Annotated in this window: 12 protein-coding genes and 1 pseudogene; 3 read left to right on the top strand and 10 right to left on the bottom strand. The window is 65.6% G+C overall.

The window, feature by feature from the left end; translation table 11 throughout:
• Window positions 1-491: 491 nt before the first annotated feature.
• From L0U82_RS23770 to phnS, 8 genes and pseudogenes are all read right to left on the bottom strand, one after another.
• Window positions 492-1052, bottom strand: coding sequence for a phosphonate degradation HD-domain oxygenase (locus L0U82_RS23770; protein WP_233835088.1), 561 nt, complete (start codon window positions 1050-1052; stop codon window positions 492-494).
• Window positions 1043-1279, bottom strand: a pseudogene (locus L0U82_RS39990) (aldehyde dehydrogenase family protein); the annotation flags it as partial. The pseudogene L0U82_RS39990 and the gene L0U82_RS23770, both read right to left, overlap by 10 nt.
• A gap of 278 nt (window positions 1280-1557) precedes the next feature.
• Complete coding sequence (gene phnA / locus L0U82_RS23760; protein ID WP_442793657.1) at window positions 1558-2826, bottom strand: phosphonoacetate hydrolase; 1269 nt, start codon at window positions 2824-2826, stop codon at window positions 1558-1560.
• A 100-nt stretch (window positions 2827-2926) separates the two neighbouring features.
• Complete coding sequence (locus L0U82_RS23755) at window positions 2927-3709, bottom strand: phosphonate utilization associated transcriptional regulator (protein WP_233837468.1); 783 nt, start codon at window positions 3707-3709, stop codon at window positions 2927-2929.
• A gap of 93 nt (window positions 3710-3802) precedes the next feature.
• Window positions 3803-4666, bottom strand: coding sequence for a 2-aminoethylphosphonate ABC transport system, membrane component PhnV (gene phnV / locus L0U82_RS23750; protein ID WP_233835084.1), 864 nt, complete (start codon window positions 4664-4666; stop codon window positions 3803-3805).
• Entirely contained in the window at window positions 4656-5615 is a 960-nt protein-coding gene (locus L0U82_RS23745) for a 2-aminoethylphosphonate ABC transporter permease subunit (RefSeq protein WP_233835082.1), read from the bottom strand. Before L0U82_RS23745 ends, phnV begins: the two co-directional genes overlap by 11 nt.
• Entirely contained in the window at window positions 5593-6693 is a 1101-nt protein-coding gene (gene phnT / locus L0U82_RS23740) for a 2-aminoethylphosphonate ABC transport system ATP-binding subunit PhnT (protein ID WP_233835080.1), read from the bottom strand. Before phnT ends, L0U82_RS23745 begins: the two co-directional genes overlap by 23 nt.
• A 179-nt stretch (window positions 6694-6872) precedes the next feature.
• A complete protein-coding gene (gene phnS / locus L0U82_RS23735; RefSeq protein WP_233835078.1) occupies window positions 6873-7964 on the bottom strand; it encodes a 2-aminoethylphosphonate ABC transporter substrate-binding protein in 1092 nt (363 codons plus the stop codon).
• 378 nt (window positions 7965-8342) lie between these two features.
• On the opposite strand from phnS, the gene L0U82_RS23730 reads away from it, so the two are divergent.
• Entirely contained in the window at window positions 8343-8549 is a 207-nt protein-coding gene (locus tag L0U82_RS23730; protein WP_233835076.1) for a hypothetical protein, read from the top strand.
• A 208-nt stretch (window positions 8550-8757) separates the two neighbouring features.
• On the opposite strand, the gene L0U82_RS23725 is transcribed toward L0U82_RS23730, so the two are convergent.
• Window positions 8758-9513 carry a DeoR/GlpR family DNA-binding transcription regulator gene (locus L0U82_RS23725; RefSeq protein WP_233835074.1) on the bottom strand — a complete coding sequence of 252 codons (756 nt, stop codon included), beginning with the start codon at window positions 9511-9513 and terminating at the stop codon, window positions 8758-8760.
• Window positions 9514-9722: 209 nt separating this feature from the next.
• Here L0U82_RS23725 and L0U82_RS23720 point away from each other — a divergent pair, with 209 nt between their 5' ends.
• Window positions 9723-11282 carry an ABC1 kinase family protein gene (locus tag L0U82_RS23720; protein ID WP_233835073.1) on the top strand — a complete coding sequence of 520 codons (1560 nt, stop codon included), beginning with the start codon at window positions 9723-9725 and terminating at the stop codon, window positions 11280-11282.
• A gap of 192 nt (window positions 11283-11474) precedes the next feature.
• The gene (locus L0U82_RS23715) at window positions 11475-12344 is read left to right on the top strand and encodes a DMT family transporter (RefSeq protein ID WP_233835071.1); all 870 of its coding nucleotides are present in this window, start codon (window positions 11475-11477) and stop codon (window positions 12342-12344) included.
• Between the two features lie 55 nt (window positions 12345-12399).
• Here the strand turns inward: L0U82_RS23715 and L0U82_RS23710 are convergent, their stop codons facing one another.
• On the bottom strand, window positions 12400-13359 hold the full coding sequence (locus L0U82_RS23710; RefSeq protein WP_442793693.1) for a L,D-transpeptidase: 960 nt from the start codon (window positions 13357-13359) through the stop codon (window positions 12400-12402).
• Between the last annotated feature and the right edge of the window lie 129 nt (window positions 13360-13488).

Here is a 13488-nt window from a genome sequence, read left to right as displayed (position 1 = left end):
CTTCAATTACTGTGTGAGGCTTCTGATACTTTTGCCATCACCGGCTCCGAAGAACCGGCTGCGCATTCCGCATCAAGCGCCCACACTTATCGGCTGTTAGTTTTTAAAGATCGTTCGTGAATCACAGCACCGCAACCTCCGGCACCGCTTCGTTTCACGTCGCTGCGTCTGCAGCAGAGAAGCGAGATTATGGAGAACTTTCACACGATCGTCAACAGGTTTTTATCACCACCCCAACCTGTTCACCCCGCTGAAGCCCTTGCCATCAAAGGCTCTCCCGCTTCTCCGTGCCCCGGCATCCGGCGCACGAAAGAGCGGAATTCTAGCCGCCACGGCCAGGGCTTGCAAGCCTTGTTTCCGCGTAGGCGACTGTGATGGAACGGGTAAAAAGATCGGTATAGGTCGCGCCGGCGAAACAAAAAAACGACGAGAAAGAGGCAAGCGTGCCGCAGAACTAACCACGATCCGGCGGCGCTACCCGAAGAGAATCCTCAGGTAGTCAGATGCCTGCGCATCACCCGCTCGACCACGCCCAGATAATGATCAAGATCCGGTGTCGGGCAATTTTCTTCTTTTGCGCGATCGTCCCATTTACGTAGACGCAACGCATCCTCGGCATAGGGCTTCTGCAAAAACGCGTCGGCCTCCTCCTTGCTGAAAATGCCGCCCTGCAATGCCAGGCTACGCACCGAATCGGCGGAAAGCTGGCCGAAATAAGTCGCGTCGATTGCACACAGGCACCGCTTCGCATCGACGTGCAGGCGAATCGGCTCCAGCACCGCCTCCGGAAACACCGGCCGCAAGAATGGCAGCGCGTAATACTGATGCAGATCGTCGATACCACGCTGCGTCGGCGTTTCACCTTGCAGATTAAGCAGATGCCCGAGGTCGTGCAAAACCGCCGCGGAGATCAGTTCATCGTTCGCGCCACCCTGCTCGGCCAGCGCACCACTCTGCAGCGCGTGCTCGAGTTGCGTCACCGGCTCGCCGCTATACGCGAGACTCCCGTATCGCTCGAATAGCGATCGGATATCGTCCAGACTCAATGCCACTCTATTACTCCCCACAATAATGAAAGGGTCTTCAGGTTAGTAAAGCTCTTCATCACTTCCTGAACGGCTTCCTTGTAGCCGAACCCAGAATCCTTGATGCCGCCGAACGGCGTCCCGTTGCCGATATGGATCGCGTGATCGAGCGAATCGAACGCGATGACCGGCGACACCGGCCCGAACGTTTCCTCGTACACGAGTGTCATCGACGGATCGGCGTGGTCGAGCACGATCAGCGGATCGTTGCAGCCCACCTCCGGCATCACGCACCGATATACGGCCTTCGGGGCGATAGACTTGCGGATCACAATGCCATCGGCAAACGCAAGCTACTCGACCGCTTCGCGCATCAGCAACTAACTTATCGGCGCTTTCTCGCGGGTCGCCGCGCAGCATCTGCAGCATACGGATCGAACATGTCGAACGTACGGTGCGCGCGTCGCGCGTTCACTGCCGAGCCGCAGCAGCGCTTCGGTACTGCACGCCGGACGCTCCTGCGGCACAGTGCTCACGAGACCGCCATCCGGTTAAGCGCAATATCAAAGATATCGAAATTGCGCAGTCTTCTGCCTTCACCACCATCACCATCCAACCCCAGAACACGCCGATTGAACAGCAACGGCACCTCCTGCTCCGACACCCCGCCGTGCGAGCGCAACGGCACGGTCAGCCCGGACAGATCATGCTCGTCGCGCCGCGTACCAATCACCACGTGCTTCGTGCCGATCACGACAATATCGCCGATGCGATCCGCCGGCAGTTCGAAACGGGCACACGCGGCGCGCCGCTCGAGCACGGTTTCGATACCCGGTAGCAGCCCGATCCGCGCAATCACCGGCGCGACATCAATCTCCGGCGGCAGATAAACCGTCGCGAACGACCCGAGCGCACCGTGATGCACGACATACGGATCGGTAATCGGCAAAATCACACGCGCCGCCGAATCGCCAAGCCAATCGTCGAGCAGGTCCTGCAGATAGATCACATTCGGCTCGCCGGTTTGCGGATCGTGCTTCGCGTTCATGCCGTGATCGGCGGTGAGGCCGATTACCCAGCCGAGCGCGTCGAGTTTCGCGAGGTAGCCGTCCATCATTGCGTAGAACGCGTTCGCGCCTTCGGTGCCGGGCGCCCATTTGTGCTGGATGTAATCGGTGGTCGACAGGTACATCAGGTCGAGCTTGCGCGTCTGCGCAAGCCGCACGCCGGCCGCGAACACGAATTCGGATAGCCCCGCGCTGTACACGTCAGGCAGCGGCAACCCGACCAGTTCGAGCACATTGTCGATACCGTTTTCCTGCAGCGTGACCTTATCGGCCTTTTCCGCCGAAAAGCAGATGCCCTTCATCTGCCAGCCGAGCAGGCCGCGCAACTTGTCCTTCGCGGTGACGACGGCGACCGCGGCGCCCGCATCGGCAGCGGCCGCGAGCAGCGTGCCGGCACGCAGATAGGCGGGGTCGTTCATCATCACCGCCGCGCCCGCGCCGCCGTTCGCATCCGGATCCCAGAAGTAGTTGCCGCAGATGCCGTGCACCGACGGCGGCACGCCGGTCACGATCGACAGGTTGTTCGGGTTCGTGAACGACGGAATCACGCAGTCGCCGCGGAAAGCAGCGCCGCCCTCGAGCATCGACGCGATGAACGGTGCGACGCCCGCCGCGACCGCCGCTTCGAGATAAGCGAACTCGCAGCCGTCGACGCAGACGACGACCGTCGGTTGCGAGGGCAGCCGGTAGCCGCGGCCGTTGACTTCGATCGTGCGTGGGTCGGAATGTGTCATCGCCAGGTTTTCCATTGCCGCTGGGTCGTGCCGATTTTGCGTGCCGGCCGTCTTCGGCGCGGTTGTGTTGCCGGCTCGCTCCCGCAGCTTCGCCGTTACGTCATCTTGCGCGCGAGCCTCGCAAGCAGGCGGCAGCATCCGCCTCGGCGGAACCCTCCGCCGTATCCTCCGCCGCGTCGCGCGCCGGCTTGCGTGCCGATTCGCACGCCACATGCGCGCGCTGCAAACCGCCGTTCACATGCGCATGCATCAGCGCCGCGGCCTGCTCGGCGTCGCGCGACGCGAGCGCGGTCAGGATCGCGCGATGCTCGGCAAGCGAGCGCTCCATCGCGTCGGCCTGCACCACCAACGCGACTCGCCGGAACAGGCTCAACTCGCTAACCAGTCTTCGATACGTGTCGTACAGCTTCACATTGCCCGCCGCCGCGACGAGCGAGTCATGAAACGCGACGTTCGCGCGCGCGTACGCGTCGTGATCGCGCGAAGCGAGCGCGGCGCGCATCGTGTCGACCCAATCGCGCAGCGCCGCAAGCTTGCTGGCGTCGATGCGCGCGGCCAGCATCCGGCACGCGGCCTCTTCGAGCACCGCGCGCACCGCGTAAATCTCATCCGCCTCCGCCAGCGACACCGTCCGCACGAACACGCCGCGGTTCTTCTCGGTGCGCACGAGGCCGGCCTGTTCGAGCGCGCGAAACGCCTCGCGCACGGGTCCGCGCGACACCTGCAGCCGCGCCGCCCAGTCGGCTTCGTTGAGCTTGTCGCCCGGCGCGAGCGTGCCGTCGACGATATGCCGCTCGATGGCGTCACGCACCAGCGTCGTCAACGAATGCCGGCGCACCACCTCGATCGGATCGACGGAAGCAGACTGCATATTTTCGGTCACTTTGACAATTTTTGCCACACGAATATCGCCGTGCAGCGGTTCGCGCGCCACTTTGCGCGCGCACGTCGAATCAGTGAAGCCGCGGGCCGGCCGTCAGTCGATCCGGCGACGCGGCGCGCGGGCCGCGATCAGCAGCAACGCGACCAGCGACACCAGTAGCAGAATCAGCGACAACGCGGAAGCCGGCAGGTAATAACCACGCTCGACCTGCCCGACCACGACGATCGGCACGGTCGCGAATCCAGGCGGATAGACGGTCAGCGTCGCGCCCAGCTCGCCGAGCGACAGCGCGAAGCCGAGCGCAAGGCTCGCGCGGATCGCCGGCACCAGCTGCGGCAGCACGACGCGGCGCAGCACCATCGACGGCGGCGCACCGAGGCTCGCGGCCGCCTCGCGCAGCACAGTGAGTTCCGGGCGCAGCGCGGCGGCTGCGCAGCGGTAGCAGAACGGCAGCACCAGCGCGAGCTGCACGAACACGACGATCGCGGCGGAGCTCGACAGGTCGAGCGGCCGCTTGTGATACGCGATCAGCACCGCGAGGCCGAGCACCACGCTCGGCACGCCGTTGGGCATCATCGCAATCGTATCGACGACCGCGCCGAGGCCGCGCCGGTCGCGTCCTTCGAGCGCCAGCGCGAGCCACAGCCCGATCGCCGTGCCGAGTATCGCGACGCCCATGCCGACTTCGAGGCTCGTCGTCAGCGCATCGAAGTCGCTCGAACTCAGGCGCTCAAACCAGCGCATGCTGAAGCCGTCGGGCAGGATCGTGCCGGACCAGTGCGACGCGACGCTCGATAGCGCGACGACCAGCACCGGCAGCACGAACAGCCAGAAGCACAGCAGCGCGGCAAAGCCGAGAAACAGACTGCCCAATAGACGCACCGCGAGGCTGTGCCGCACCGGCCGGCCCTTCTTGTGCATGACCGGCAGCACGGTCGGATCGAGTTCAACGGCCATGACCGGCTCCTTTGACCTTGCGACGATTGACGCGCCGGTACAACGCGTACAGCGACAACGACATCAGCAGCATCACGACCGCGCCCGCGGCGGCGGTCGGCAGATCGAGATCGACGGTCGCCGCGCTATAGATCGCCACCGGCAGCGTGATCAGATGCGCGCTGCCAAGCACGAGCAGGATGCCGAACTCGTTCAGCGTCAGCAGAAAACACAGGATCGTGCCCGCCGCGATACCCGGCCACGCGAGCGGCAGGATCACGCGGAACGCAACCATCAGACCGTTCGCGCCGAGGCTGCGCGCGGCTTCGATCAGCCGTTGGTCGAGCAGCGCGAACGATGCGAGCGTCGGCCGCACGACGAACGGCGTATAGAACACCACTTCCGCGAGAATCACGCCGCCGATGCCGAACAGAAAATCGAGCGGCGGGTTCTGCAGATTGAAAAGCCGCTGCAAGCCGATACTGACCGAACCCTGCGAGCCGTACAGAAAGATCAGCGTGAACGCGACGAGAAACGACGGGAACGCGACGAACAGCTCCAGAAAACGCGTGACCATCCGCGCGCCGGGAAACGGCTTGAAGAACAGCAGCGCCGCGAGCGCCACGCCGAGCAGCGAAGCAAGGCTCGCGCTCGCAAACAGGATGCCGAGCGTCGTGCCGATCACGCCGCGCGTTTCGGGATTGCCGAAAAACGTTGCGTACGCATGCACGCTCAGGCCGTGCGCGTCGGAGAGGCTCAGCAGCACGAGCCGCACCAGCGGATAAATCACGAGCGGGCCGAGCACCACCACCGCGATGAACAGCAGATGCCATTGCGCGCGGCGTTCGCGCCGCTTCACCGCGGCGGTGTGTGCCGCGGCGCTCGCGAGCCGGCGTGCGTCGGCGGCCGCCTCGGCTTCGGCGGACAGGCCGAGCGGCGTAGACGTATCAGGGCTTGATAAGGACGACATCGTCAGCCTCGTAACGCAGGGAAACGCGCGCGCCTTTTTCCGGCGACATGCCGTGGCCGCGCTGCATCGTCACGAGCACGGGTTCGTTCGGCAGCGCATCGAGCACGACCGATACCGACACCACCGCGCCATACCATTCGACCGACGTGATCGCGCCATGCAACTGCCCTTCGCCGAGCGGCACGATCCGCAGCGATTCCGGACGCAGACAGGCAACCCGTTCGCGCTCGTTGTGGCGCGCGTCGTCCATGCCGAACGCGACTTGCGGCGGCAGCAGATTGGCCGCGCCGAGATAACGCGCGACGAAGCCATCGGCCGGCGTGTCGTACAACTGCTGCGGCGTGCCGAGCTGCGCGATGCGGCCGTCGCGCATCAGCAGCGTGCGGTCGGACAGCACCAGCGCGTCGTCCTGATCGTGCGTGACGCAGACGATCGTCAGATTCGGCAGACGCTCATGCAGCGCCTTCAGTTCGGAGCGCACCGACGCGCGCAGATTGGCGTCGAGCGCCGATAGCGGTTCGTCGAGCAGCAGCACGTCGGGCTCGATCACCAGCGCGCGGGCGAGCGCCACGCGCTGCTGCATGCCGCCCGACAGTTGCGCGGGCATCACGTGACCGGCGTCGCCGAGTTGCACCAGCTTCAGCGCATCCGCGACGCGGCGCGCGACGTCGCGCGCGGGGATACGGCGCGCGCGCAAACCGAACGCGACGTTCTCGAATACGGACAGATGCGGGAACAGCGCATAGCTCTGGAACAGCAGACCGAGATTGCGCCTGTGCGGCGGCACGTGCGTGAGGTCGTGACCGGCGACGGTCAGCGTGCCGGCGAGACCGTCCGCCTCGATGAAGCCCGCGATGAAACGCAGCAACGTGGTCTTGCCGCAACCGCTGCGGCCGAGCACGGTGAGCAGCTCGCCGCGCTGGATAGTCAACGAGAGATCGTCGAGCACCGTGCGCGTACCGAAGCGCACCGTCAGGTGATCGATCTGCACGCCGCCGGGCAGCTCCGAAGGCGCGGCATCGAGCGCATCCGCTGAAGCGCCAGGCGCGTTGGGGTGAGCGAGACTGGCCGTATTCACCGGGGTCTTCCTCCAACAGGATTAAAGCTGACGCGGCGCCGCGCACGATGCCGGACCCACACCGCGGGTCCGGCTATCGGCAAAGCGCCGCCTGAATCGGTTACATCGATCCGCTTCGGCATATCGCGGCTCATCCGGGAACGAGCCGTGCCTGCCGCCAGCGAATTTGCCTGCGCGATTTACTTCGGCTTGACCACTTCGGTCTCTTTGCCCGACGAACCGATCACGTCGTTCTTCCAGCGCGCGGTCCAGTCGGCCTTCTTCGCCATCACCTGGTTCCAGTCGACCGGAATCAGCTTCACGCCAGCGATCGCCTGCTTGACCGCCGCGCCGTTCTTGCCGGCGAGCGGCACGTCGCTGCGACCCGGAATGCCGAAGATGTCCGGCACCTTCGACTGCACTTCCGTCGACATCAGATAGTCGATCAGCTTCTTGCCCTCGGCCTGGTTCGGGCCGTTCTTGATCAGGCCGATCGCGTACGGCAGTTGGAACGTGGTCGGCTGGCCGCCCGGCTCGGCGGCGAGGAACACCGGCTTCAGCGACAGCCCGCCGTTGGCCGCATCATCGAGATCCATCTGCAGATCGCCGTTGGCCACCGCGATTTCGTTACGCGACAGCAGCACGTCGAGGTAGCCCGTGCCCTTGGTGTGGAACTTGGCGCTCTGCTCGAGCTTCTTCAGATAGTCGAACGCCTTGTCTTCGCCCATCAGCGACGAGGTCAGGATGATCACGGCCATGCCGTCGCCGGCGGTCGCCGGATTCGAATAGGCAACCTTGCCGGTGAAATCCGGGTGCAGCAGATCGGCGAAAGTCTTCGGCTGGGTCTTCGTGACTTCCGGGTTGATCGCGAACGAGAAATAGTTGTTCACGAAAGTCGCCCATGCGCCGTTCGGCGCCTTCGCGATGGCCGGCACGTTCTTGTAGTTGGCGCTCTGGTACGCCTGCAGCAGGCCGCTCTGGTCGGCTTGCTGGATGAACGGCGGCAGCGTGACGAGCACGTCGGCCTTCGGCTGATCTTTCTCGATGGTCGCGCGATTGACGACTTCACCGCTACCCGCCGTGACGATATTGACCTTCACGCCTTCCTTCTTTTCGAAGGCCGGCAGCACGTCCTTGTACAGATTTTCGAGGCCGTCGGCGGTGTACAGCACCACGGCATCGGCCGCATGAGCTTGCATCGCGACGCCGCCAAACGCGGCGGCGGCGACCAGCGCCGGCAGCAGTTTGCGCGCAAGGCCCGCCGCAGCGTGCACAGAATTCGTCTTTTTCATCTCGCTCTCCGAAAGGCAAAAAACCAGACGGTCGGGGTAACCCCATACCTGTTGTGATTGAACGGCGGCTCGCGCCGCGCCGCTTTGTGTTGCCCGCTGCCGTTGCCGCACCGGTCTGTCGCAAATTGCAGATTGCCAACAACTTTGCCGCTTCTCGTCCAGCCTGACTGAAGGCGCGCCTGCAAGACCCGCGCTGCCTGCCATACCTGAACGGGCCCGGCAAGAATCACAGGTTTCGATGACAACGCCGTGACTATTCTGTCGAATTCCAAAAAACAACACAATTCGCCAAATTGCGCCAACTGCGAATCGTCCGTACGCGCTGCGGCGTGATCGAAAACGCGAAGCCTGATGCGCCTGATTCCGTCTGGATCGTACATGGCAAAAATGACGATGTATGCAGGCAGCGTCGGGAAAATTGTGCGGCTCGCGGGGCGGGGATCGACGCCGGTAATGCCGGCGAATACGTCGACTGCCGCGCGCGCCGTACTCGCCGTGCTGGTGGCGGGTGGACTACGGATTGTGGCGTTTATCGCGCTTGCCCGATCGGGATCCCGCTGCCTGGCGGGAGGCTTTTTTTATTGAGATTTTGGCGGACGGGGAATGGGCTTCGCGCCCGCTTGCAATGATCTTCGGACGGGTGTCCGGATCGTTTGGGTTGGCCGTTTGGGCTGCCTGTTCGGGTTGTGTTCGGCTGCCGACGGCAGCACGGATAGCATCGCCCGGCTCATAGCGAAATCGCGCCAACCACCTGCAAACGGGACGCACACGCCTACGCCCCGTCCGCCGCCGTTCACGCGATCAGAATTTCCGGACCGTGCGCGGTGATCGCCTTACCGAGCGCGCGCTCCGGCGCCAGCTCGGTGACCAGATAACGCGCCGACTCGATGCCGTTGATACGCACCGGCGTCACGCGTCCGAACTTCGAATGGTCGGCGACGATCACCACCATGTCGGCCGCGGCGATCATCCGGCTGCGCACCTCGGCGGCCATGCGGCTGTAATCGCTCAGATAGCCGTCCGGCGAAATGCCGCCCGCGCCGATAAACGCGAAATCCGCGTGGTACTGCGTGAGCTGGTGCACGGTGTCGAGGCCGAAGGTCGCGTCTTCGATCTCCGACAACTCGCCGCCGAGCAGCGTCACGCGGTTCTCGTTGCGCCGGCCGAGCAGCAGCGCGATGCGCCAGTCGTTGGTATAGACCGTCAGCCGATGCCGGTCGAGCAGCGCCCGCGCGACCGCCTGCGTGGTGCTGCCCGAGTCGATGATCAGCGATGCGCCGTCCGGCACGAACTCGGCCGCGCGCTCGCCGATCGCGCGCTTGGCGCTCGCGTTCTCGGCTTCGCGCGTATCGAGATCGGGCTCGCGCCGGTCGCTCGACAAGGCGCCGCCATGGGTCGTCACGAGCAGGCCGCGGCCGGCCAGAGCATTGAGATCGCGGCGGATCGTCTCGCGTGAAACGTTCAGTTCGCGCACCAGTTCCGCGACCGAGAGAGCTCCGTTCTTTGCGACTTGCGCGAGGATGTATTGATGACGTTGTTCTGCAAGCATCTGTGAAAGCCGGAAGCCGGCACGCGTGGATTTCGCCGTGGTTGAGGAAGGCCGGCGTATTGTAGTACGCGTCGTTGGTTGGTAGTGGGCGGGCCGCCGACCTGCTAACCTTGACGGGCTGGGCTCGCCGGGCCGGCCGCCGCGGCCCGCGCGCGGTCCACACCCAGCAGACTCAGCGCACCCTGCCTTGCCCATCAACCGAATCGCCGATGCCGCCACTGTTTCGCCGTCTATTGCTGTTGTTCCATGCGCTGCGTTATGGCGCGCGCCTGATCTGGCTTGCCGCTCCGCCCGAGCACAAGCTGCACTGGATGATCGAGCTGGTCGGCCGCGTGCATGCGTCGGGGCGCGGCGGCCAGCAGTTGCACAGCGTGCTGCCCGCGCTCGGGCCGCTCGCGAGCCGTTTCGCGCAGACGCTCGCCGAGCACCCGGAACTGGCGGGCAGCACGCTGCACGATGCGATCGATGCGGTCGATCATATGGAAACGCCGCTGCCGCCGGCCGAATCGGAGCAAGCGTTGGCACGCGCGTTCGGACGTCCGCTTGCCGAGCTATTCAGCGCGGTCGATCTCGTCGCGGTGCGCGGCGGCTTTGCCGAGCAAACCCATCTCGCGCGGCTCGTGACACCGTTCAAAGGCCACCACGAAGTCGCGATCAAACTCGTGCGCACGCAGCAGTTGCAACAGATCGGTGACGAGCTCGCACTGCTGCGCTGGGTCGCGCGCTGGCTCGAAAAGCTGTCGCGCACCGCACGCCGCCTGCAACTTCGCGCACTCGCGCAAACCTTCACCGACGACATCCTGCGCCGCTTCGACCTGCGCGCCGAAGCCGCGAACCTGAGCCAGACCGGCCACCATTTCGACGGCGACCGGCGCGTCGTGATACCGGACGTGATCTGGGAACTGTGCACCGACCACACGCTGACGATGCAGCGCATCAACACGCTGCCGGCGAGCGATCTGGCGGGCCTGCACGCGCATCGGATCAAGCTCGCGCCGCTCGCCGCGCATATCGTCGAGGTGGTCGCCGAGCAGGCGTTCGAGCACGGCTTCTTCCATGCGACGCTCGACGCGCGCCGGGTGCGCGTGAGCATCGAACCGGACACGCTCGGGCGGCTGGTGCTCGCGGAATTTTCGATCATGTCGACGCTGTCGAGCGGCGAGCGCGAATTCTTCGTGCATGGCGCGACCGCGCTATTCGACCAGGACTACGGACGCCTCGCCGACATGCATCGCGACGCCGGTCACGTGCCGCACGACACCCGCGCCGAAATGCTCGAAGCCGAGTTGCGCACGCGCGCCGAAGCGCACTTCGCCGCGCAACCGGAAGACCGCTCGGCGGGTTCGCTGTTTCATCATCTGCTGCAAGGCGTGCTGCCGTTCGACGGCCGGGTGCCCAGCCGGCTCGCCGGCGCGCAGCGTTCGTTCCAGCAGGCGGAGATGCTGGCGCGGGCGCTGCATCCGGGCGTCGATACATGGAACATCGCGCGCCGCGTCCTGGCGAATATCGCGCGACGCGACCTCGATCATCGCGGCTGGCTCAAGCGCATCTCGCACGAACTGCCGCATCTCGCGCATATGCTGCCGCGGATGCCGCAACTGGCAGTGCGCTATCTTCAGCAGCAGCACGATCGCGCGGGTACGCCGCGGCAGAACGCGGAGTTGCTCGCGGATCTCGCGCGCGAGTACCGGCGCACGCGCTGGCTGCTATGGGGCTGCGTGGTGTGCGGCGCTACATTGGGCGCGGGGGCGATGCTGTTGATGTGGTGAGTGTGCGGCACGGCGATCTCGCGAGACGACAACCGGGCGCGACGGCTCGGACACGGACCTTTCAACGCGACGCCACGCCCCCCAACCGCCGCGCCGATTGCAACCTCGATTGCAACCCCGATTGCAGCTTCGAACAAGACGCCCGCCGTATCTGCCGCCAAGATGGCGGCTTTTTTACGCCTCTCCGTTTCGATGCTCGCTTCCTTTATCGCCGCCGTTTTCGTCGTGTTGTGGTCGACCGGCTTCGTGGTCGCCCGCGCGATCACGCCTTACGCCGACCCCAATCTGTTTCTGCTCGCCCGCTTCGGCGGTACCGCCGTCATCTTCACACTGGCCGCGCTGACCGCGCGCGCGGCATGGCCGACAGGCCGCGACCTCGGCAAGCATCTGGCCGCGGGCGCGCTGCTGCAAGGCGTCTACCTCGGCGCCGGCTACTGGGCCGTCGCGCAGGGCCTGAGCGCCGGCGTGATGGCGTTGCTCGGCGCGCTGCAGCCGCTCGCGACGGCCGCGGTCGCCGCACCGCTGTTCGGCGAGCGGCTGTCGCGGCGCGGCTGGAGCGGGATGGCGCTAGGACTTGCAGGCGTCGTGCTAGTGCTCACGCCGAAACTCGCCGCCGCGACACCGCCGACGCACGGCACCGCGCCCGCGTGGCTGGTCGTGCTGATATCGATCGTCGCGGTGGCGGCGATCACGGCGGGCACGCTGTTCCAGAAGACGTCGCTTGCGAGGGCCGATATTCGCAGCGCGAGTGCCGTGCAGAACATCGGCGCGGCCATCGTCGCGGGCGGCCTGGCGCTCGCGCTCGGCGAGCATCGCTGGATCGGGTCGCCGACGCTATGGGCATCGCTCGCGTGGGGCGTCGTGATGCTCTCCGGCATCAGCGTCACGCTGCTGGTGTGGATCGTCCGGCGCGGCGACGCGGCGCGCGCGACCGCGCTGATGTTCCTCGCGCCGCCACTCGCCGCGCTCGAGGGATATATCGGCTTCGGCGAGACGCTGCTGCCGGTGCAGATCGCCGGCTTTGCCGTGGCGCTGGCGGGGGTGCTGCTGGCGCGCTCGTGAGATGCGCAGCTAGCCGCGCCTATTCGTGCCTATTCGCGTGTGTCAGGCCGCCGTGTCAGTCCGCCGTATCCGCATGAGCCGGCATTTTCGTGCGCGCGACGGCGCCCGGCGCGGGCGACCACCCCGGACGCCCTTTGCGCTGCGAATCGACCACGACGATAAAGCGCCCCGCCCACGGCATGATCTGCCGGTCGCTCTTCAGCACCCACAGCGATTTGCCCGAATCGACGAGCTGCGCGTATTCGGCGTCGAGAATGCCGTAGTGGTCGAGAAACGCGTTGAGCGACGCGGGAATCCGCACGCAGCCCTTCGAATGGCGAATGCCGAGTAGCGGCTCGAGCCGCGTGGGATCGGTCGCATGGATCTGCAGGCGCATCTGCGACATGCCGCCCTTGCCCCAACCGCGCTCACCCTGCGCCCAGCCGAGGTCGAAGATGCGCATGTCGCGCCGGCCGTAGCCGCGAATATGGTTTTCGTTCTCGGTGCCCTCGGAGCGAAAGTCCATGTTGTCCGGCGTATGTTCGAATACGCCGAGCGGCGTGATGAAGTGGTCGTACTCGCCGGGTCGTCCGGTCGACACCGGCGATGCGCCGATCATCTGCCAGGCGTCCGCCGGCGCCGCGCGGAAATAAATGAAGAGCGCCTGCACGTTGGCATTGCGATCTACCAGCACGACGTATTCGCCCGACACATTGCCGAGCACGTGCGCGTCGAGCGCGGCTTCGAGACGGTCAGCGTACGCGCGCTGCTCGGCGGCCGGCACCTTGAGGCGGCGGTTCACGTCCTGCGCAAACACGTCGCGCAACACGAACGCGCGGCGCGGATCGACGACGCCGGCCGCATCGGGCGCGGCGACGGCTCGCGCGTTGAGCGTGGGCAGCGGCCGGCTCGCGGGATTCGCCGCGTACGCCGGCGACACCGAGGCCTTCGCGGCCGCTTGCGCGGACGCCGTCGGATAACCCGGTGCCGAGAACGCACTCGCGCACCACCATGCGCAGAGCGTTACGAACACCATCGATGCCCACACGGTCACGCGAGGCACGCGCGTCAGTTGAGGCGCACGGCGCGGCGAAACATGCGTGCGGCGCCGCGTGCGCGGCATCATGCGTGAAAGCACTATCCCCATCATCTCGCGCCGACGAAC

The organism is Paraburkholderia sp. ZP32-5 (assembly GCF_021390495.1).
In the GTDB taxonomy this organism is placed as follows: domain Bacteria; phylum Pseudomonadota; class Gammaproteobacteria; order Burkholderiales; family Burkholderiaceae; genus Paraburkholderia.
The sequence above is the reverse complement of the archived record's forward strand: the minus strand, read 5'-3'. Positions and strand labels throughout refer to the sequence as shown.

Bases quoted from the DNA above. Each gene is read 5' to 3' on its own strand.
- phnA (WP_442793657.1), bottom strand. From the start codon at position 2,826: ATGACACATTCCGACCCACGCACGATCGAAGTCAACGGCCGCGGCTAC.
- phnV (WP_233835084.1), bottom strand. From the start codon at position 4,666: ATGGCCGTTGAACTCGATCCGACCGTGCTGCCGGTCATGCACAAGAAG.
- L0U82_RS23745 (WP_233835082.1), bottom strand. From the start codon at position 5,615: ATGTCGTCCTTATCAAGCCCTGATACGTCTACGCCGCTCGGCCTGTCC.
- phnS (WP_233835078.1), bottom strand. From the start codon at position 7,964: ATGAAAAAGACGAATTCTGTGCACGCTGCGGCGGGCCTTGCGCGCAAA.
- L0U82_RS23730 (WP_233835076.1), top strand. From the start codon at position 8,343: ATGGCAAAAATGACGATGTATGCAGGCAGCGTCGGGAAAATTGTGCGG.
- L0U82_RS23725 (WP_233835074.1), bottom strand. From the start codon at position 9,513: ATGCTTGCAGAACAACGTCATCAATACATCCTCGCGCAAGTCGCAAAG.
- L0U82_RS23720 (WP_233835073.1), top strand. From the start codon at position 9,723: ATGCCGCCACTGTTTCGCCGTCTATTGCTGTTGTTCCATGCGCTGCGT.
- L0U82_RS23715 (WP_233835071.1), top strand. From the start codon at position 11,475: ATGCTCGCTTCCTTTATCGCCGCCGTTTTCGTCGTGTTGTGGTCGACC.
- L0U82_RS23710 (WP_442793693.1), bottom strand. From the start codon at position 13,359: ATGGTGTTCGTAACGCTCTGCGCATGGTGGTGCGCGAGTGCGTTCTCG.